We start from the raw sequence: 21,520 nt of genomic DNA on the forward strand, positions 1-21,520 counted from the left end.
GTTAGTTTTTAATGATTAGATAATAGGTATAAAATATTGTTAAAATTAACCTTCAAATACCTTGCCATTATTAACGAAATAGGTATAAACGATACTTTGTGTTGTATAGTATTTTTTTGGCTGAAAATCATCTCTTTTTCTGTAAGTATTTGAAAATAAACTATAAAAAGAAAGATGAGCTTTTAAAACAGCAGTGAAATGTGAAAATTTTCCTTTAAAAATAAATTGAATAGCAGCTATTCCATCTAATAGCATGCGATAAAATAGTATAGAATATAACTTTTCTTTGGGTAAGTTTTTTGTTAACATTAACAATGAATTTCTGAAATTCAAAAAAGTTTTCCTTGGATTTCCTTGTTGTAAGGTGGCGCCACCAACGTGATAAACAACTGATTTGTAATTGTAAACTGTTTTATACCCTTTATTAAACGCACGCCAACATAAGTCAATTTCTTCTTGATGAGCAAAAAAATCAGCATCAAATCCATTTAATTCATGGTAAACGGAACTTCTAATAAAAAAACAAGCACCTGAAGCCCAGAATATTTCACATTCGTCATCATATTGACCATGGTCTTTTTCAATCGTTTCAAAAATGCGTCCTCTACAATATGGATAACCATATTTATCAATAAAACCGCCAGCGGCTCCTGCATATTCAAAACTCTCTTTATTCTTGTAGTCTAAAATTTTAGGTTGAATTATTGCTGTTTTAGGTTCTTTTTCGAAAGTTTCAATGATGGGTTTTAACCAATTTTCAGTTACCTCAATATCCGAATTTACTAAGGCATAAACTGCAGCATCTATATTTTTTAAGGCTTCATTATACCCTCCAGCAAAACCCAAATTAGTATCGTTTTTTATAATTTTAACGGAAGGAAAATTGGCTAATACAAATGAAATAGAATCATCCGTCGAGGCATTATCTGCTAAATAAACAGTTGCTTCAGGTGAATATTTTACTACAGAAGGTAAAAATTGTTCTAATAATTGTACTCCATTCCAATTGAGTATGACAACAGCTATTTTCATCTAAATGGTTTGATTATTGGATTTCATAAATAGGTAATTCGGCTAAAAACTGATATTTTTCATTTTCAAAATCCATTTGACAAAAGTAATGATTCAATCCATTAGTTACCATTAAATATTGGGCTTTCATAGTCATGTTATAACGAGCTATTTGGTCAAAAGTAGCTTGTGCTATTTTTATTTCAGGTGCTTTGCATTCGATTAAAATTAAAATAGATCCATCTGTATTAAAAACAACCACATCATATCTTTTGCGTAAGCCATTGACTTTTAATACTTTTTCAACATTTATTAATGATTTGGGGTATTTTTTTTCTTCTAATAAAAATTGCACTACATGTTGGCGAACCCATTCTTCGGGAGTAAGAATGATAAATTTTTTCCTGATTTCATCAAAAATAGAGACTTTATTTTCGCTATTTTTGAACCGAAAGTTATAAAGTTGAAAATTTAGTTTTTGCATGAAGCAAAAATAGTTATTTAGTTTAAAGTTTAAGGTTTAAAGTTGTACACGATACGACAAACTTTAAACCTTAAACTTTAAACCCAAAAAAAGCATGGACGAGGTTGTAAAAATTGTAAATGATATAAAAGCAGGAAACATCAAGCCAATTTATTTTTTGATGGGGGAAGAACCGTATTATATAGATAAACTCTCCGATTATATAGAAAAGAATATACTCACGGAAGAAGAAAAAGGTTTCAATCAAACGGTTTTATATGGAAGAGATGTATCTATAGAAGATATTGTATCTACCGCTAAGCGTTACCCTATGATGGCCGAACGTCAAGTTGTAATCGTCAAAGAAGCGCAAGAGTTAAGTCGTACTATTGATAAATTAGAAAGTTATGCCGAAAACCCCATGCCTTCCACAGTATTGGTTATCTGTTATAAATATAAAACACTGGATAAACGAAAGAAAGCCACCAAATTATTAGCGAAAGCAGGAATTGTTTATGAGAGTAAGAAATTATATGAAAATCAGGTTGGTGACTGGATTAAGCGCGTTTTAGCAGGAAAAAAATATAATATTGAGCCTAAAGCTTCGGCTATGCTAGTCGAGTTTTTAGGAACAGATTTAAGTAAAATCAATAACGAACTTGAAAAGCTGCAGATTATTTTACCAAAAGGCAGTACAATTTCACCAAAAGACATTGAGGAAAACATTGGTTTTAGTAAAGATTTCAATGTTTTTGAATTGAGAAAAGCAATAGGGGAGCGCAACCAACTTAAAGCGTATACAATTGCTGAAAATTTTGCAAATAATCCAAAGGAAAATCCAATGGTTGTAACTACAAGTTTAGTTTTTGGTTTTTTTATTCAATTATTAAAATACCATGGTTTAAAGGATCGAAATCCTAAAAATGTTGCAGCAGTTTTGGGTGTTAATCCCTTTTTCTTAAAAGAGTATGATTTAGCCATAAAGAACTATCCGATGCGAAAAGTAAGTCAAATAGTAGCCTCGTTGCGAGATATTGACGTAAAAAGTAAAGGAGTTGGTGCAAATGCGATGTCAAATTCTGATTTATTAAAAGAAATGCTTTATAATATATTTAATTAGCCGCTAAAATTCACGATATTTGTTTTTTAAATATACCACAATTATGGGAATGAATAAGAATACCATCCTAGGATGGGCAACTTTGATTATGATAGTAATGGGATTACTTTTAATAGGTCTTGGCGCCTTTAGATACCGCGATGTTTCGGGCTGGGGTTTTGCCGCTGTTGGAGTTGGGTTTTTAGCAAACGCTTGGGTTTTTAGTTCATTAAAAGGGAGGTTGTAATTAGGGATACTATATAAAGACAAAAAAAACACTATGTAAATAGTGTTTTTTTATTTATAATAATATATTTATAAAATAAAATTAGAAGTAGCTATGTGGAATAAATTATCAATTAAATCTCAGTTAATATTAATTCTATTAATTCCTTTTTCAGGGTTAATTTATACTACTGTTTCAAATATAAACTTCTCTTTAGAACACTATAAAAACATAGATGAAAGTTTAGATAACATCAAAAACATCGCTACACTTTCGGAAGGAATTGAGCTGATTGGTACTGAAAGAGGATTGCATAATTATTCCCTTTTTGATGCATCTATTAAAAAAAAATATTTAGAAAGTAAGCAAAAAACAAATGAGTGGTTTTTTAAAAATAATTTTAAAGACACTTTAATATCGAATGATTTTAAAAAATTATATACAACAATAATAAATCTTCATGAGAGTATTGAAAACAAAAATGAAACTGCTATAACATCCTTTGTGAAATATACTATTATCAATGAAAATCTAATAAATTTAATTGATAGAGAAGTGGTGTATTGTAAATATCCTAAGATTACTACTTTGGCCAATAATTATACTAATTATGTGCTATTAAAAAGGGCAGCTTTATTAAAAAGAGGGGTCGTTATACAGAGTTTAATTGATAAAAAAAATGATGACACCTTATTAGATTTGTATTTTCAATCAAAAGTATATGTACGAAGTGTTGAGTTTAAATTATCAAACTATAGATTGGATTCAATTAATAAAGATCTTTTAAAATTTCAAAAATCCAATTCCTATATTACTTTCAGTGGTAATGCACAAAATGTAGTAGATAATAAATTAAAAATTTCACCTAGGGAATGGTGGATTAATTCTACTTTAATAGTAAAAAACATAGCGAAATTAGAAAAACAAAATTTAAATTATATTGTAAAATTTGCTAGTAAAGAAAAAGCGGACGCATTAAAAAGTGTACTAATTTTAGTTTCAATTCTTTTACTGTTTTTGACAATCACTTTTATTTTATTATATAAATTAGTTAATCAATTATCTGGTTCACTAAATGTTATGTCTAATACGATTAAGAAAATATCGCAAGGTAAAATTATACGTAACCCTGCTTTTTTTGGAAATTCAGAATTTGTAGATATTAGTAATTCTTTCAATCAGTTATTGGAAGGGATGAAAGAACAGTTTCATTTGGCCTCTAAAATAAGTTCTGGAGAATATGGGACAAAAATTAACTTAAGAAGCCCAAATGACACTCTTAATAAGTCAATGAATGCAATGTCTCTTGAATTGAAGCGGATGGAGGATGAAACATCGGAGATTAATAAAATGAAAGAAAGTATTAGTGCAATAAATTATTCTATTTTAGATTCAAAAGATTTAAATGAGTTTGGAAGGAATATTTGCCTTACACTTGTGGAACAGACCAAAGGATGTCAAGCTAATTTTTATATTATTAATTCAGCTGAGGATAACAAACAATTGAATAAAATAGGAGGATATGCAGACAACAAGAATACTCCTGAAATTATTATGTTTGGAGAAGGTTTAGTTGGCGAAGTGGCTCAAATAAACAAACAGAGATGCTTGAATAACTTGCCTAATAATTATTCTTATTTGGCCTCTTCTTTAGGGGAATCGCCATTTTTTAATGTTTTAATCACACCTATTTCTTATAGAAACGAAGTGATTGGAGTAATAGAAATAGGATCTCTTACAAATTTTAGTGAAGATCATGAAACTTTTCTGAACACTGTTTCAGAATCTATGGGAAGTGCCATTGAAGTTTATATTCGTAACGAAGAATTGAAAGTTTCTGTTAATGAAATTAAACTTAAAAATAATATTTTACAAGTTCAAGAAGAAGAACTTCGACAAAGTAATGAGGAGTTGAACAAACAGTCTATGTTGTTACAGCAATCTGAGGAAGAACTTAGAAATCAAGCTTCTGAATTAGAACAAACGAATGCGTATCTTGAAGAGAAAGGGCGTGAACTTGAAAATAAAAACCATGAAGTTCTAATTAAAAATGAAGAATTGGTTATTGCTCAAGAAGAATTAAGTATTAAAGCGGATGAAATTGAACAGGCAAGTAAATACAAGTCGGAGTTTTTGGCTAATATGTCGCATGAATTACGAACTCCATTGAACAGTATTTTAATACTTTCGGATCTTTTAAAAGAAAATAATTTAGGCAATTTAACAGATCCACAAATTGATAACCTTTCAGTAATCAACTCTTCAGGTAAAGATTTATTGAACCTGATCACTGATATTTTAGATATTTCTAAAATTGAAGCTGGTAAAGTCGAGATTTATTCTGAGGACTCTATCGTTGAACGAGTTTATTCGGATATGGATGGCTTGTTTAGAGCTCAAATGGAAAAGAAAAAAATAGAATTTATAACAACCATTACTGAAGATTGCCCCAGAAAATTGCATACAGATATTGGAAAGCTAGAACAAATTCTTAAAAACTTTTTGTCCAATGCATTAAAGTTTACACCTGATAGCGGAACCGTTTCTTTGCGCTTTTCATCGGGTTCAGATAAAACTGAATTTACATCAGAAATATTGGCTAAATTAAAACCAGAGGAAATTTTGTCGATCCATATAGAAGACAGTGGAATCGGAATTTCGGAAGAAAATAAAAAGAAATTATTTCAAACTTTTCAGCAAGCGGATAGTTCTACAAGCAGAAAATATGGAGGTACAGGTTTAGGATTGTTTATTTCAAAAGAGTTAGCGCTACTATTAGGAGGAGAAGTAGAATTTGAAAGTGAGCTAAATAATGGAAGTGTTTTTAGTGTTCATATTCCGGTTACTTTCCAAGATAATAAAGTGGAACGTATAGGACCAGTACCTATTACTGATCCTAAAACAGAATCGAAAAGAGTAGAAACTTCTCGATCTTTGGAAGCAGTTTTAGATTTATCAGAAAACCTTAATGATGATCGAAATTTTGTTTCGGTAGATGACAAGACTATATTGATTATTGAGGACGACGCTTCATTTGCTGATGTATTGTTACAAGTAGCTCATGATAATGGTTTCAAGGCTATTGTTGCCTATCAAGGAGAAACAGGATATCAATATGCGAAAAAATACAAACCAAAAGCGATAATTCTAGATATGAAATTGCCTGGAATTGACGGTTGGACCGTTTTAAAATGGTTGAAAGAAGATAAAGAACTGCAACACATTCCAGTGCATGTGATGTCAGGTATGAATAGAGAGAAACTGGCCAAAGAAATGGGGGCTTTTGATTTCTTAATTAAACCTATAACGACAGATAAATTAAAAAGCGCTTTTGAGTCAATCGATGATCAAATAAACAAGGTCTTTAAAAAAGTATTGATTGTAGAAGATGATGTCAGTCTTAATTATTCAATAAAAGAATTAATCCATAATTGCGACAGAAACGTAATTTGTATTCAGGCGCATACTTTTAAAGAAGCAGAGCACATTTTAATGAATGATGATATTGATTGTGCGATTATGGATATTGGTTTACCCGATTCTAAAAATATTGCAAATATTGCAGCGCTTAGAAAAATATCAAAAAACGATCAGATTAATATAATCGTAAATACAGGGCAGTCCTTGACTGATGAAGACCAATTAGAATTGCAGAATAGTGCGGATGGAATTGTTATAAAAACAAGTAATGTAACGGAAAGACTAAAAGATGAATTACTATTGTTTTTAGATACTGTAGAAACGTCAAATAAAAAAGTAAGTAAAACAGCCCAGAATTTATTAGGAGGTGAAGTGCTTAAGGATAAAACAATTTTAATTGTTGATGATGATATTCGAAATATTTATGCCCTTTCAAGTGCATTAACTACTAAAGGAGCATCTATTTTAACTGCTTTTAATGGTATTGAAGCGCTTGAGGTTTTAAAGAACAACGCAACTATAGATATTGTCCTAATGGATATTATGATGCCTGAGATGGATGGTTTTGAAGCAACTAAAAAAATACGAGAAAATCCTAAATGGAAAACCCTTCCTATTATTGCACTAACAGCAAAAGCAATGAAAGGAGATCGTGAAGAGATATTAAATGCAGGAGCATCTGATTATCAATCGAAACCAATTGATATACAACAGCTTATTTCTTTAATTAGTATATGGGTATATAAATAGATGATAGAATTTAGCGACATAGATGAAATAGTTTTTTTAATAAAAAAACAATATGGTTACGACTTTGAAGGGTATTCTAGAGCTTCCCTTTTGAGACGTATCAATCGATTTATGGAACTATCTGGCTTGGTTACAATCGTTCATTTAAAGAATGAATTAGTGAACAATCCTGAAAATTTTAATACTTTCATAAATGAAATTGTTGTGAATGTAAGTGAGTTTTTTAGAGATCCAGACTTTTTCAAATCCTTAATAAATAATGTTTTTCCCTATTTAGAGAGTTATCCAAAAATTAATATATGGAGTGCAGGTTGTTCTTTTGGAGAAGAAACCTATTCATTGGCTATTTTATTGAAAGAAATGAATTTACTGGAAAAATCAAGATTATACGCCACTGATATCAGTACAAATGCTTTAGACAAATCAAAAAAAGGAATTTATTCTAATAAGGATTTCAAAGAATACTCAAAGAATTATTTTTCATGTGGAGGTAAAGAATCTTTGAATCAATATTTTGTTTCTGATGGTCAAAAATCAATTATTAATTCAGAGCTAAAAAAAGATATTTTATTTTCTCGACACAATCTAGTGACTGATAGTGTTTTCAAGGAATGCCAGCTTATTTTATGTCGTAATGTTTTAATTTATTTTAATGAAGAATTACAAAATAAAGTTTTAAAACTATTTTATGATAGTTTACCTATTCATGGGTTTTTGGCACTTGGAAATAAAGAGACACTGCGATTCAGCTCGATTAGTGATAAATTTAAAATTATTGATAGCAAAGAAAAAATTTACCAAAAAATAAAATAATATGCGATTGATTATTATTGGTGGCTCGGCAGGTTCTTTTAATCTAATATTGTCAATTCTGAAAGGATTAGATAAAGAGATGAACACACCTGTTGTAATTGTTTTGCATAGACTGAAAAACACAACTACTATTTTGGAGGATTATTTACAATTGCAATCGCATTACATAGTAAAAGAGGCAGAAGATAAAGAGCATATTAAACCAGGATATATCTATACAGCCCCCTCAGATTATCATTTGTTACTAGAAGAGGATTTAAGTTTTTCATTGGATGCATCAGAAGAAGTCAATTATAGCAGGCCTTCTATAGATGTTTGCTTTGAATCTTTTTCTTATGTTCTAAAAGAAAACTGTTGTGGAATACTCTTGTCTGGTGCGAATGAAGACGGAGCAATGGGGCTTAAAATAATTGCCAAAAATGGAGGAGAAACAATCGTCCAGGATAGTAACGAAGCCGAATATGCTTCGATGCCTAGAGCTGCAATTGAATTATATAAAAAACATAAAGTGTTTACACTAAACGATATTATTAAACAAATGAATTGTTATGCAAAATAAAAAACATACTCTTTTATTAATTGATGATAAGCCCGAAAATTTGATGGCTTTAAAGAGTATTCTAGATCTTCCGGAAAGAGAAATTATATGTTGTTTGTCTGGAAATTAAGCTTTACAAATATTACTTAAGAAAAAGGTTTCTTTAATTCTTGTTGATGTTCAAATGCCTGATATGGATGGGTATGAGTTTGTCGAAATTATAAAAAGTCACCCCGATACCGTATCTATCCCTACTATTTTTGTGACAGCAATAAGCAATGAGCAAAAATATTTAAGTAAAGCGTATGATTTGGGTGCTATTGATTTTTTATCTAAGCCTTTAAATACAGAGATTACAAGAAAAAAAGTAGAGTCTTTTTTAAAAATTTGGGATTATGATCAAGAACTGAAAAAATTAAATGAAACATTGGCTCAAAAAAATGAAGAGTTAGAACAATTTGCACATATCATTGCTCATGATTTAAAAACTCCACTTGGTAATATACAAGCATTAATAAACCTAATAGAAGAGGATCATATTCTTGACCTTCATGGGGATGTAGCCGATTTATTTGACATGGTAAAAACTTCTTCAAAGAGTATGTCAAAACTAATTGAAGATTTATTGTATTACAGTAAAAATGTTCAAAATAATGAGGGAAAAGAGGAAGTAAATATTGCATTGGCACTCGATCAGGTTTTAAAATTGATAAATCCACCAGAAAATGTTCAAATTGAAAAAGTAAACTTAAATCACACGATACTATTTCAACCGTTAGCTTTTTATCAAATTATATCTAATATTTTATCGAATGCTATTAAATATAATGATAAAGAATTTTCAAAAATCAGAATTAATTATGATGAAGAAAACGCTTCCCTTTCAATTAAAGATAATGGTCCAGGTATCGATGATAAATACCACACCAAAATTTTCGAAATGTTTCAAACATTAGGAGATAGCTTTAATGGAGAAAGCAGCACAGGTATTGGTTTAAATTTAGTAAAAAAACTAGTGGATAGAAATAATGTAACTATCGATGTTAAAAATAATACGGATGTAGGATGTGAGTTTGTAATTTCAAATATTGAAATTATAAGTAATAATGTATAATGCATATTAATTTTCGAGTAATTAATATTTTAAAAATGCAGTTATTCATTCTAGTTTAAAGGGATTTTGTTGACAAAAATATAATACCTTTGCACTTTAAAATTTTACTAATTTTGTGAGTTATAGTAACGATTAAAATGTGTTTTTTATACATTTTAATACTGGATATAACTGTAAACAATTAAATAATAATTTATGTCAGACGATAAAAAAGTAATTTTCTCAATGTCAAAATTGAGTAAAACTTATACAGGAGCAGATAAACCCGTTCTTAAAAATATCTATTTAAGTTTTTTCTATGGTGCCAAAATTGGTATTTTAGGTCTTAACGGATCAGGAAAATCTTCTTTGTTGAAAATTATTGCAGGAGTTGATAAAAACTATCAAGGTGATGTAGTTTTTGCTCCTGGATATACAGTAGGTTATTTAGAACAAGAGCCTATTTTGGACGACAGTAAAACTGTAATCGAAATTGTTCGTGAAGGAGTTGCTGAAACGATGCAAGTGCTTGAAGAATACAATAAAATCAACGACTTATTTGGTCTTCCTGAAAATTATGAAGATGCAGACAAGATGGACAAATTGATGGATCGTCAAGCAGCACTTCAAGATAAAATTGATGCACTTGGTGCTTGGGAAATTGATACTAAATTAGAGATTGCCATGGATGCTTTGCGTACTCCAGATGGTGATACTCCAATTAAAAATCTTTCCGGTGGAGAGCGTCGTCGTGTCGCTTTATGTCGTTTGTTATTACAACAACCTGATGTATTGCTTTTAGATGAGCCTACGAATCACTTGGATGCCGAAAGTGTCCTTTGGTTAGAACAACATTTAGCACAATATGCAGGAACAGTAATCGCTGTAACGCACGATAGATACTTCTTAGACAATGTGGCGGGTTGGATTCTTGAGTTGGATAGAGGAGAAGGTATTCCATGGAAAGGGAATTATTCTTCTTGGTTAGACCAAAAGTCAAGCCGAATGGCCTTAGAAGAAAAAGTAGCTTCTAAACGTAGAAAAAACTTGGAACGTGAGTTGGACTGGGTTCGTCAAGGAGCTAAAGGACGTCAAACAAAACAAAAAGCACGTTTACAGAACTACGATAAGTTATTGAACGAAGACCAAAAAGCATTAGATGAAAAGTTGGAAATCTATATCCCAAACGGACCACGTTTAGGTACTAATGTAATCGAAGCCAAAGGAGTTGCCAAAGCATATGGAGATAAGTTATTGTATGATAATTTGAATTTTACTTTGCCACAAGCAGGAATTGTTGGAATCATCGGGCCCAATGGTGCTGGTAAATCTACTATTTTCAGAATGATAATGGGTGAGGAGAAACCAGATGCTGGAGAGTTTGTTATTGGAGACACAGTTAAGATTGCTTATGTCGATCAAGCACACTCTAATATTGATCCTAATAAATCAATTTGGGAAAACTTCTGCGATGGGCAAGAATTAATTATGATGGGTGGACGCCAAGTGAATTCACGTGCGTATTTAAGCCGTTTCAATTTTGGTGGAAGCGATCAAAACAAAAAAGTGTCTACACTTTCAGGAGGAGAACGTAACCGTTTGCACCTTGCTATGACTTTGAAAGAAGAAGGAAATGTATTGTTACTGGATGAGCCTACGAATGATTTGGATATTAATACACTACGTGCATTAGAGGAAGGATTGGATAGTTTTGCAGGTTGTGCAGTAGTAATTTCTCACGACAGATGGTTCTTAGATAGAATTTGTACGCACATTCTAGCTTTTGAAGGAGATTCTGATGTGTATTATTTTGAAGGTGGTTTCTCTGAATACGAAGAGAACAAGAAAAAACGTTTAGGTGGTGATTTAACTCCAAAACGTTTGAAATACAGAAAATTAATTAGAGGATAATTAGTCTAATAATCTATATTAAAAAGGATATCTAAATTTAGATATCCTTTTTTTATTTCTTTTTCTTATCGTTTTTCATTAGTAAAAGTACTGTGGCCACCAAAGCAATGCAAACAAACCCAAAGACAAAAACGATAATAATGGAACCACTATCCCAAGTAATAAGTGCTATATTTTTCATGTTTCTTTATTTTAAATCAAAAATAGAAATAGTAGCATTAATTTAATATGATAAAAGTCATAAACCAACAATAGTTATAAAAATTTTGATTTCAATTCGGGGGTAGGGATCATGCAGCTGTCTTTTTTGCCAAACCATTGGTATCTATTTTTAGCAATGTAATCGTATATATTGTTCGTTAGAGAAGTAGGAAGAGCCTTAAAAATGGATAGTATTGCCATTCCACCACTAAGGTTTTTTGCTATTTCTAAAGCCGCTTCCCCTTTGATGTAATAGGCGATTCCAGGTTCGTAAAGAACAATACTATCTGTTTTTTGGATGTCAACACCAATATGTTTCATAATTTCTTGTCCAATTTCCGATTGCAAAGCCACAAAACAGAAAAGGTCTTTTTTGTCATGCTTTATAATAAACTGCACCGCTGTATTACACAGATTACATACCCCATCAAAAAGGATGATTTTTTTATTTTGTGGGAGTTCAATCATAAGCTATTTTTACAATTTGTCTTGTTGAGTAATTTTATTAATAGTTTTTATCTTAATGCGACTCGATTATTTGAGTCATTGCAAGGAACGAAGCAATCTCATCCAGGATTTCCGTTCCAATAAACTTTTATTTTGTTTGTATATTTTGTTTGTCATCTATTTTTATAGATTCGTTTATTAAATTGTCATAATATCTTTGATTTCTTCAAACAAATCGTCCCAATTTGGATTTATTGATTGAATTAGATTGTTTTTATTTTCTCTAGAACCTGCTTTTATTTGTTTTTCTCTTGCAATTGCATCACCAATCCATTGAAATTGTTCATAATAAACCAAAATGCTTAAATTATAACGAGCAGAGAATGATTTCGGATTTATTTTTTCTTTATGGTCTAAAATGCGTTGAGGAAGATTGGAAGTAACACCAGTATATACTACAGTTTGGTATTTATTTGTAATGATATAAATAAATCCTGGTTTCATTCACTTTTTTTATACTACTAATGTAATAATTTTTAAGTTGTAATGTGTATTTACAAAGTCATTTCAAGTTTTCGTGTCTGGATAGTCCCTATTCAAAATTCATAGTCTAAGTCATTGCGAGGAACGAAGCAATCTCATCCAGGATTTCCGTTCCAATAAACTTTTATTTTGTTTGTCGATTTATTTTAATGTGATTGCTTCGTTCCTAGCAATGACTCGGTTTGTGTATTTTGTTTGTCGACGTACTTTAGTGTGATTGCTTCGTTCCTTCAATTCATTCCATGATCTAAGTCATTGCGAGGAACGAAGCAATCTCATCCAGGATTTCCGTTCCAATAAGTTTTAATTTGTATGTCGACGTACTTTTGTGTGATTGCTTCGTTCCTCGCAATGACTCGGTTTGTGTATTTTGTATGTTGACATATTTTAGTGTGATTGCTTCGTTCCTTGCAATGACTTTGTTCGAGTATTTTGTTTGTCGACGTATTTTAGTGTGATTGCTTCGTTCCTCGCAATGACTCGGTTTGTGTATTTTGTTTGTCGACGTACTTTAGTGTGATTACTTCGTTCCTCACAAAGACTCTGTTTGTATTTTCTGTTTATCGAATTATTTTAGTGTGATTGCTTCGTTCCTCGCAATGACCCTATTTATCGATTACTTCTTCTTCATTGCTTCAACTAGTTCCAGTTCGTCCATACTTACTTTGGAAGTAAACATACCGTAATTCACCGTTGCTTTATTTTTCTCTATACTGTCAATTGTTCCTACGGCTTTACCATCCATCATTCGCACACGATCTCCCAATCGTATAATTGCTTTTGGTTTTTCGATTATGGGTTTTAGTTTTTTTTCCTTTTTTTCTTTGCGGATTTCTTCTACATGAACCGTAATTTCCTCAATGACTTCTTTTTTCTTGGCCACAATAGCTTTGGCTTCTTTTGGAGTTGCTTTCTTGCGCTTCGAATTTTCTATTTCTATAATTTTTAAAAATTCCCCTATCAGGTCTTTTTTGTTTTTGTTATTGAAATACTTCTCGGCAATATCTTCTATTTTCTGACCAATGTAAATGGTCTTTTGATTGCTGTCATATAATTCTTGATAGCTCTCTAGTTTTTGTTTAATTTTGACATTGATTGTCTCCATTTTCTTACCTTCTTCGCGCGCTTTAGACTCTTCTTCTTTTAGCGTTTGAGACGTTTTTTCCATCTTGGATCGTTCTTTTTGCAGCGTAGCAATCGTTTTGTCAAAACGTACTTTGCCTACTTCAATTTTCTTTTTGGCGCGATTGATTAAACTAAACGGGATTCCGTTTTTCAAAGCGACTTCAAAGGTGAACGAACTTCCTGCTTGACCTAGTGCCAATTTATACATGGGTTCCAATGACTTTTCGTCAAACATCATGTTGGCATTAGTAGCATAAGGCAACTCGTTGGCAAGGATTTTCAAGTTGGAATAATGCGTTGTGATAATTCCAAAGGCTTCTCGATGGTAAAACTCTTCCAAGAAAATTTCAGCTAAGGCACCTCCTAATTCAGGATCAGAACCGGTACCAAATTCGTCAATCAAGAACATCGTTTTGCGATTGCACTTCTTGAGAAAGTAGTTCATGTTCTTCAGTCGGTAACTGTATGTACTAAGATGATTTTCAATAGATTGGTTATCACCAATATCAGTAAGTATTCTATCGAATAAAAAGGTTTCTGAACGCTCGTGAACCGGAATCAACATCCCTGATTGTAACATCAATTGGAGTAAACCAACTGTTTTTAAAGAGATGGTTTTACCACCTGCATTAGGTCCAGATATGACAATAATTCTGTTTTCCTGTTGCAGCTCGATAGTTTGCGGATGCGTTATTTCCCTTTTCTGTTTGTTATTCAAATACAAAATGGGATGATACGCATCTCTAAAAAAGAGTCGGCGATTGTCCGTGATTTGAGGCATGATTCCGTTGATTCTATCGGCGTATTTTGCTTTGGCAGCAATCACATCGATATCACTAAGGAAATCTTGGTATTGTTTCAATAAGGGCAAATACGGACGAATATCATTTGATAATTGTTTTAGAATTCGAGTGATTTCTTCCTTTTCTTCATATTCTAGATTACTTAATTCTCGTGAATATTGTAAGGTAGCCTCAGGTTCGATATACGCAATGCTTCCTGTTTTAGAACTTCCAAGTATTGATCCTTTTACTTTACGGCGGTACATGGCTAAAACAGCCAAAACGCGGCGGTTTTGTACAAAACTCTCTTTGATGTCGTCTAGGTAACCTAAACTATTGTATTGCGTTAATGCCGATCCAAAACTTTGATTCACTTTCCCGCGAACTACATTCATATTTCTACGAACATCTAGTAATACGGGGGAAGCATTGTCTTTTATCTCTCCATATTTATCAACGATTTGATCAATTTGAGTGATAATATCTTTAGTCAATTCTACTTGATTGGCTCTGGTGTTTAAATGCGGGTAATAATCATCAAACTTTTTAAAAAAATTCAATAAAAAATTCACGGTTGAAGAAAGTGTTGCAATTTTTCTAAAACTACCTACTTCTAGAAAGCTGTCCTCAATGGCTAGAAATTTAATCTCGTGCGTGATGGCATCAAAACCATGATTAGGAATCGCATTATTGTTTTCAAAAGACGAAACATACTCTGACGTTTGCATTAAAGCCTGCATCAAAGTTTCTTTATCTTTAAAGGGAGTTATTTCTAAAGCTTTTTGTTTTCCAATGTCAGTATTGCAGATCGTTGAAATCGTTTCTAGAACAGTTGGAAATTGTAAATCTTGTAATGTTTTTTCGGTAATGGATATCATTTTTTGAGATAAGTTGCAAAGTCACAAAGTTACAAAGTAATTTGAATGTATTATTTTTTATCTTTGTTTAATGAAAAAAGATGAAATTATTAACGTCCTTCAAAAAGACAAGCAGTACCTAAAAGAAAATTATGGTGTTGTGACGATTGCTTTGTTTGGTTCTTATGCTAAAGGATTAGAAAATCCGGAGAGTGACGTTGATTTTTTTGTTGAATTTAATAAACCCTCTTACAGTATTTTAATGGGGTTGTATTCTTACTTAGAGGATAAATTAAATTCTAAAATTGAAATTGTTAGAAAGGGGCCACATATTTCGGACCGTTTTTTTAATAGTATTGAAAAAGATTTAATTTATGTATGATGACGTTTATAAATATTCGTTAGAAACTATTTTAGAACACATCACTATTTGTAATAAAAGATTTACTGAAATCAATGTGGCATCCGATTTTGTAGCTACTGAATACGGTAAAATTTTATTAGACGCAATTGTAACCCGACTTCAAGCAATAGGAGAGAACGTTAAAAACAGTTCGAGAAAACATAATTTATTACAGGATAATTATCCAGAAATAGAATGGAATAAAATTATTCGATTTCGTGATTTTATCTCCCATCATTATGAAATGCTGGATTTTGAGGTGATTTATGAAATAGGTGAAAATTATTTACCACAATTAGAAGTAGCAATTAAAACCGAATTAGGGAAATTCAAATAATATGCAAATTAATCTTAATCCGGAGTGGGAGAGCATTGTATCGGAAGAAACGCAGCAACCGTATTTTAAAGAATTACTTTTGAATGTGGAGCAAGAATATCAAAATAGCGTTTGTTATCCACCACAAGAGTTAATTTTTGCCGCTTTTGACTATTGTAGTTTTGATGATTTAAAAGTGGTTATCATTGGTCAAGATCCGTATCATGGGGAAGGAGAAGCAAATGGATTGTGTTTTTCGGTAAATGATGCCGTTCGAATTCCACCATCGTTGCGCAATATCTATCGGGAAATTAATGATGATTTGGATTCGATTTTCATGCCTAATTCAGGGAATTTAGAGTCTTGGGCTAGGCAAGGCGTATTGCTTTTAAATGCTTCGCTTACCGTGAGAAAAGATACGCCCAATAGTCACAAACACTTAAAATGGAATCTATTTACCGATGCGGTAATCCAAAAGATTTCGGAGGAGAAAGAAGGAGTTATTTTTTTACTTTGGGGAGCTTTTGCGCATAAAAAAGGGTTGAAAATTGATCGCACGAAACACTTAATTTTAGAATCAGGGCATCCATCACCCATGAGTGCCAATCAGGGGAAATGGTTTGGGAACAAACATTTTAGTACTACAAATGCATATTTAGAAAAAGCGGGAAAAACAGCTATTTCTTGGTTTTAGAATAGATGCTAGTCGATTGCAGTTTGCGTGAGGGATAAAAGCTAGCTACCGAAGTAGCGCGAATAGCCCGACAGCACTAAAAAAAGAGGCTCATTACCGTATTGATAATAAGCCTCTTTTTTTAGTGCTGGCACGCCCAAATTAGGAACGTACTATTGTTTTATAATTTCCTCTAAGGTAGCTTTGTCCTCGCGGTTGCTAATTTTTAAAATAATAGGGATGTTTTTCATCGTTTTTCCTTCGATTACATACAACTTCGCTTTATGGAATTCGGTGTTGCTTTTATCAAAGTCAACATCTCCGTATTGTAAAGTGTTTTTAATATCTACGGTGTCAATCCAGTCTTCGGCCAAAACTTTGGACGCTTTTTCGGAATAATCGAAAGGTTTGTTTCTTAAGTCGTTTAAAACTCTAGAATTTGGAAAATAATTACAACGGGTGTCTTTACCGCTAAAAACTAAGGCTACAAAAAACAGACCCATAACTAATCCCACTAAATAGTAGGCAAAACGTTGTGCAAACTTCATGAATTATTTTTTTGGCAAAGGTAAAGGAAAGATTCCTTAAAACACAATTAAATTAATATCGTTATTAGGTAAATCGAACCAGTCGCCAATGGCTTTATTGGTCAGAATTCCATGGTACAAATAAACCCCATGTTTCAAGCCTAGATCACAACGAATGGCGCTTTCAATTCCGCCATCTTCGGCGATTTTCATTAAAAAAGGAGTAATAATATTACTGATGGCTAGGGAAGCGGTTTTAGAATAGCGCGAAGGAATATTGGGAACACAATAGTGTAATACGTTGCTTTTTATAAAGGTAGGCCTTTCATGCGAAGTTACTTCTGATGTTTCAAAACAACCGCCTGTATCAATGCTCACATCCACAATAACAGCTCCTTTTTTCATGTGCTCGACCATGGTTTCAGTAACAATAACGGGACAGCGATCGATACCGCGCATGGCGCCAATAGCGACATCACAACGTCTAAGGGCTTTTAACAACCCTTTGGATTGTATGGTGGAAGTAAATATTCGTTGGTTTAAACTGTTTTGCAAACGGCGCAATTTTGTAATAGAATTATCAAATACTTTTACGGTTGCCCCAAGGCCAATAGCTGTTTTTGCAGCAAATTCACCTACTGTTCCCGCACCTATAATCACTACTTCAGTGGGTGGAACTCCGGTAATATTTCCAAATAATAGCCCTTTTCCAAATTCATTAGTAATCATCAATTCGGCAGCGATTAATATGGAAGCAGTTCCTGCAATTTCGCTCGAGGAACGTACTGCAGGGTAAGAACCGTCTTGGTCTTTTATGTATTCAAAAGCGAGTGCCGTTATTTTTTTCTTGGTTAACGCTTCAAAATAGGCCTTGTTTTTTGTTTTTAATTGGATAGACGAAATCAAGATGGTTTGTGGATTCATCATTTCAATTTCGGCTAGTGTAGGCGTTCCTACTTTTAGAATCATAGGACAACCAAATACTTTTCGGGTATCATTGGTTATTTCTGCTCCAGCGTCACTGTATTCCTTGTCCGAGTAACTGGAATTTTCTCCAGCTCCTGCTTCAATCATTACACGATGTCCCTGAAAAGTCAAGGAATTTACAGCATCGGGCGTAAGGCAAATGCGACGCTCTTGGTAACTGGTTTCGTTAGGAATACCAATAAAAAGATCGCTCTTGCGTCTTGCTACCTCCAGTTTTTCTTCCTGTGGTAAAAGTTCTGCTTTCGTGAATGGATAAAAAGATATTGACATTGTTGTTGTGATGATTAAAGAGTAAAATTACATAAAAAAGTTTAAAAAAAAACTGATTTTTATCAATTAGCAATCAATAAAAAAGGTTAGTAGTAATTAATCCATAATTCGTTCCATTTTTATATCAGCTCTTTCGTACACGCCATCTTCTAGGGCGACTTCAACAAATCCATACTTTTCATATAAGTGGATTGCTGGAGTCAGTTTTCTGTTAGAATATAAAATAAGTTTTTTCATTTGTTGCTTGCTAGCCACATGGATACAATGATCTAATAACTTTTTTCCTATTCCTAAACCTTGAACACCATCCGTAACGGCCATTTTGCTTAATTCAAAATCGGTTTCATTGATTTTTATAAGCGAGACTGTACCCACAATTTTATTGTTGTACTGCGCATAAAAAATCATTCCACCTGGTTCGATGATGTATTTTTGTGGATTGGAGAGTACTTGCTCGTCTTTGGGTTCTATTTTAAAATAACGCTTCAGCCATTCCTCATTCAAGGTTTTTATAGGTTCCTTTAATTCATCCGAAAAAGGAATAATAACAACAGTATTTTCTGAACTCATTGTAGTGGTATTAACTTAAATGCAATAGACGTTTGCCGTCAGGCAGGACTTCAATTTTAATAACGGAATGTTCCTCCGGAATCAAATTCGGAATCTGTTCTGCCCATTCGATAAAACACCAATTTCCAGAATAGAAGTAATCATCGGCTCCCATGTCTAGCGCTTCCGTTTCATTCTTCAATCTGTAAAAATCAAAATGGTAAACAATTTGATTGTCAATAGTTTGATATTCATTAACTAAAGAAAAGGTGGGACTACTTGTTGCTTCTGTAACACCCAGTGTTTTACACAGTTGTTTGATAAAAGTCGTTTTTCCAGCTCCCATTTCTCCATGAAAAAGAATTACTTTTTTGGGTTTTTCGGCCACTACTATTTCCGCTACGGAGGCGATATCTTCTAATGAAAAAATAAATTCCATTTTTTATTATTGTTTTAAATTCTGAATTATAAATTTTGAATTATGTTGTGAATTCAATTCTCTCTTCTATTACAATAGTACAAGCCTGAAACCTTTTTTATATTAACAATCAAGGCAACCATAAACTTGAAACAAAAGAAACCTTAAACTATATTTTCAAACTACGTCAAACCTGAAACTTTTTTTATTACTACAATCAAGGCAACCTTAAACAAAAAAAACTTTAAACAAAGTTTTTTCTACTTCGGATTAAAAATCAAACACGGTATAATCATTTCTTCCAGCGAAATCCCTCCATGTTGGTACGTATTCTTATAGTAACTCACATAATGATTGTAATTGTTGACATACGCCAAGAACAAATCATTTTTTGCAAAAATATAAGAACTACTCATATTTATGGCAGGCAAACCTATTTTTTTTGGCTCTTTTACAGCATATACATCTTTGTACTCGTAGGTTAAGCTGCGACCCGTTTTGTAACGCAGGTTCAAACTCGTATTTTTATCCCCCACCACTTTCGATGGATTTTTAACATTTATCGTTCCGTGATCCGTAGTTAGAATCAGTTTAAAACCTAGTTTTTGTGCCTGCTGAATAATTTCTAACAAAGGAGAATTCTTGAACCAACTCAGCGTTAGCGAACGATACGCCTTATCATCGGAGGCTAATTCTTTTACCACATCCATTTCGGTTTTCGCGTGAGAAAGCATATCTACAAAGTTGTAGACAACTGTAACTAGGTCATTATCTTTTAATCCTTTGAAATTCTCTACCAGTTTTTTACCCGAGGCGAGATTCGTAATTTTAAAATAATCCTCTTTGATTTTCAATCCCAAACGCTTCAATTGTTCCGACAAGAATTCAGCCTCATACAAGTTTTTTCCGCCTTCCTCAGGATCATTTTTCCAGTATTGCGGAAACTGTTTTTCCATTTCCAGAGGCAATAAACCAGAGAAAATTGCATTTCGAGCATACTGCGTCGCCGTAGGCAAAATAGAGTAGTAGGGCACCTCTTTTTCTAGTTTATAATGTTCAGCGACTACGCTTTCAAAGGTTTTCCATTGGTCGTAACGCAAATTATCAATTACGACAAACAGCACCGGTTTGTCTTTTTTAACCAACTCCGGAACCACTAATTCTCTAAATAACGTATGCGATTGCACCGGTTTATCGGCTTTTGGCAAAAACCAATCTTCATAATTGCGTTCTATAAATTTCCCAAACTGCGAGTTGGCTTCTGCTTTTTGTGATTCCAGTATTTCCACCATGCTTTGGTCATTGATGGTTTCCAACTGCAATTCCCAAAAAATCAATTTTTTGTATAACTCAATCCAGTCTTCATAGGAGTTCACCATTGCCATTTCCATGGTGATTTTTCTAAACTCTTTCTGGTAATCCAGCGTCGTTTTTTGCGAAATCAACCGCGAGTGATCCAAGTTCTTTTTCAAACTCAGCAAAATCTGGTTTGGGTTCACGGGTTTAATCAAGTAATCGGCAATTTTAGACCCTATGGCTTCCTCCATAATATACTCTTCCTCACTTTTGGTAATCATAATCATGGGAACCATACTCTTTTTCTCCTTCATTTCCGACAGCGTTTCTAGCCCGCTCATACCCGGCATATTCTCATCCAGAAAAACGATATCAAAATTCTCGTTTTCAAAAATATCAATCGCATCACGACCGTTATTACAAGTCGTCACACTATAATTTTTTTGTTCCAAGAAAAGGATGTGTGGTTTCAAGTAATCAATCTCATCATCCACCCAAAGTATTTTTATCTTATCCATATCGTAATTTATCAAGAATTAAATGCGCTAGCAAGATGCCAAATTACATTTTTTTAAAAGGTCTAGATATTAATATTATTATAAAATTTACTGTTAAAACGCTATTGGGTGCGGATTAGTACTTTTTTCTGGGCGTGCCCTCCGCCAAAGCTCCGGTCGGGCAGTCCACTGCAAGTCCTCGCCCCGCCAAAAAAAAGCGGGGCTGTGGGCTTTCCGTTTCCGTCCCTCACGCGAGATTGTGTTAGTTAGGAACATTTTTTTCATAATTACGGGTAAAATGAGGA

At 32.8% G+C, this 21,520-nt stretch carries 21 protein-coding genes; 10 read left to right on the forward strand and 11 right to left on the reverse strand.

The features are described from left to right. Positions 1–45: 45 nt before the first annotated feature. Together AB3G36_RS11510 and AB3G36_RS11515 are read right to left on the reverse strand one after the other, a co-directional pair. Positions 46–1,032: a glycosyltransferase family 2 protein gene (locus AB3G36_RS11510; protein WP_367752873.1), complete on the reverse strand. Its 987-nt coding sequence runs from the start codon at positions 1,030–1,032 to the stop codon at positions 46–48. Between the two features lie 13 nt (positions 1,033–1,045). Next, positions 1,046–1,495 carry a type I restriction enzyme HsdR N-terminal domain-containing protein gene (locus AB3G36_RS11515; RefSeq protein ID WP_367752875.1) on the reverse strand — a complete coding sequence of 150 codons (450 nt, stop codon included), beginning with the start codon at positions 1,493–1,495 and terminating at the stop codon, positions 1,046–1,048. 94 nt (positions 1,496–1,589) lie between these two features. Between AB3G36_RS11515 and holA the strand changes: the two genes are divergently transcribed. The 7 genes from holA (at position 1,590) to ettA (ending at position 11,324) form a co-directional block, all read left to right on the forward strand. Continuing rightward, on the forward strand, positions 1,590–2,594 hold the full coding sequence (gene holA / locus AB3G36_RS11520; protein ID WP_367752877.1) for a DNA polymerase III subunit delta: 1,005 nt from the start codon (positions 1,590–1,592) through the stop codon (positions 2,592–2,594). A gap of 43 nt (positions 2,595–2,637) precedes the next feature. Then, positions 2,638–2,820: a CAL67264 family membrane protein gene (locus AB3G36_RS11525; RefSeq protein WP_367752879.1), complete on the forward strand. Its 183-nt coding sequence runs from the start codon at positions 2,638–2,640 to the stop codon at positions 2,818–2,820. 93 nt (positions 2,821–2,913) lie between these two features. Beyond that, complete coding sequence (locus tag AB3G36_RS11530; protein ID WP_367752881.1) at positions 2,914–6,969, forward strand: response regulator; 4,056 nt, start codon at positions 2,914–2,916, stop codon at positions 6,967–6,969. Further along, a complete protein-coding gene (locus AB3G36_RS11535; RefSeq protein ID WP_367752883.1) occupies positions 6,970–7,782 on the forward strand; it encodes a protein-glutamate O-methyltransferase CheR in 813 nt (270 codons plus the stop codon). 1 nt (position 7,783) lies between these two features. Beyond that, positions 7,784–8,341, forward strand: coding sequence for a chemotaxis protein CheB (locus AB3G36_RS11540; protein WP_367752885.1), 558 nt, complete (start codon positions 7,784–7,786; stop codon positions 8,339–8,341). 163 nt (positions 8,342–8,504) lie between these two features. Beyond that, positions 8,505–9,434 (forward strand): ATP-binding protein, encoded by a 930-nt coding sequence (locus tag AB3G36_RS11545; protein ID WP_367752887.1) that lies wholly within the window; start codon positions 8,505–8,507, stop codon positions 9,432–9,434. 195 nt (positions 9,435–9,629) lie between these two features. Beyond that, positions 9,630–11,324 carry an energy-dependent translational throttle protein EttA gene (gene ettA / locus AB3G36_RS11550; protein WP_367752889.1) on the forward strand — a complete coding sequence of 565 codons (1,695 nt, stop codon included), beginning with the start codon at positions 9,630–9,632 and terminating at the stop codon, positions 11,322–11,324. Between the two features lie 52 nt (positions 11,325–11,376). Here the strand turns inward: ettA and AB3G36_RS11555 are convergent, their stop codons facing one another. The 4 genes from AB3G36_RS11555 to AB3G36_RS11570 all read right to left on the reverse strand — a co-directional run bounded on the left by AB3G36_RS11555 (position 11,377) and on the right by AB3G36_RS11570 (position 15,300). After that, positions 11,377–11,505, reverse strand: coding sequence for a hypothetical protein (locus tag AB3G36_RS11555; RefSeq protein WP_367752891.1), 129 nt, complete (start codon positions 11,503–11,505; stop codon positions 11,377–11,379). A 74-nt stretch (positions 11,506–11,579) separates the two neighbouring features. Further along, positions 11,580–11,993 (reverse strand): thiol-disulfide oxidoreductase DCC family protein, encoded by a 414-nt coding sequence (locus AB3G36_RS11560; protein ID WP_367752893.1) that lies wholly within the window; start codon positions 11,991–11,993, stop codon positions 11,580–11,582. A gap of 177 nt (positions 11,994–12,170) precedes the next feature. Continuing rightward, entirely contained in the window at positions 12,171–12,476 is a 306-nt protein-coding gene (locus tag AB3G36_RS11565; RefSeq protein WP_367752895.1) for a GIY-YIG nuclease family protein, read from the reverse strand. A 655-nt stretch (positions 12,477–13,131) separates the two neighbouring features. Further along, a complete protein-coding gene (locus tag AB3G36_RS11570; protein ID WP_367752897.1) occupies positions 13,132–15,300 on the reverse strand; it encodes a DNA mismatch repair protein MutS in 2,169 nt (722 codons plus the stop codon). Positions 15,301–15,370: 70 nt separating this feature from the next. On the opposite strand from AB3G36_RS11570, the gene AB3G36_RS11575 reads away from it, so the two are divergent. The 3 genes from AB3G36_RS11575 to ung are packed head-to-tail and all read left to right on the forward strand — an operon-like array spanning position 15,371 to position 16,692. Beyond that, a complete protein-coding gene (locus AB3G36_RS11575) occupies positions 15,371–15,661 on the forward strand; it encodes a nucleotidyltransferase family protein (RefSeq protein ID WP_367752899.1) in 291 nt (96 codons plus the stop codon). After that, complete coding sequence (locus AB3G36_RS11580) at positions 15,654–16,019, forward strand: DUF86 domain-containing protein (RefSeq protein WP_367752901.1); 366 nt, start codon at positions 15,654–15,656, stop codon at positions 16,017–16,019. The genes AB3G36_RS11575 and AB3G36_RS11580 overlap by 8 nt, the downstream gene beginning before the upstream one ends. Position 16,020: 1 nt before the next feature. Then, a complete protein-coding gene (ung, locus tag AB3G36_RS11585; protein ID WP_367752903.1) occupies positions 16,021–16,692 on the forward strand; it encodes a uracil-DNA glycosylase in 672 nt (223 codons plus the stop codon). Between the two features lie 152 nt (positions 16,693–16,844). Here ung and AB3G36_RS11590 read toward each other — a convergent pair whose 3' ends face one another. From AB3G36_RS11590 to AB3G36_RS11610, 5 genes are all read right to left on the reverse strand, one after another. Next, positions 16,845–17,219, reverse strand: coding sequence for a DUF4258 domain-containing protein (locus tag AB3G36_RS11590; protein ID WP_367752905.1), 375 nt, complete (start codon positions 17,217–17,219; stop codon positions 16,845–16,847). A 36-nt stretch (positions 17,220–17,255) separates the two neighbouring features. After that, complete coding sequence (locus AB3G36_RS11595) at positions 17,256–18,455, reverse strand: alanine dehydrogenase (protein WP_367752907.1); 1,200 nt, start codon at positions 18,453–18,455, stop codon at positions 17,256–17,258. Positions 18,456–18,551: 96 nt separating this feature from the next. After that, a complete protein-coding gene (locus AB3G36_RS11600; RefSeq protein WP_367752909.1) occupies positions 18,552–19,025 on the reverse strand; it encodes a GNAT family N-acetyltransferase in 474 nt (157 codons plus the stop codon). A gap of 10 nt (positions 19,026–19,035) precedes the next feature. Further along, entirely contained in the window at positions 19,036–19,443 is a 408-nt protein-coding gene (gene tsaE / locus AB3G36_RS11605; RefSeq protein WP_367752911.1) for a tRNA (adenosine(37)-N6)-threonylcarbamoyltransferase complex ATPase subunit type 1 TsaE, read from the reverse strand. A gap of 239 nt (positions 19,444–19,682) precedes the next feature. Next, a complete protein-coding gene (locus AB3G36_RS11610; protein ID WP_367752913.1) occupies positions 19,683–21,236 on the reverse strand; it encodes a PglZ domain-containing protein in 1,554 nt (517 codons plus the stop codon). Positions 21,237–21,520 lie beyond the last annotated feature (284 nt).

Origin of the sequence: Flavobacterium sp. WC2430 (assembly GCF_040822075.1) — a bacterium.
Taxonomy (GTDB): Bacteria; Bacteroidota; Bacteroidia; order Flavobacteriales; family Flavobacteriaceae; genus Flavobacterium.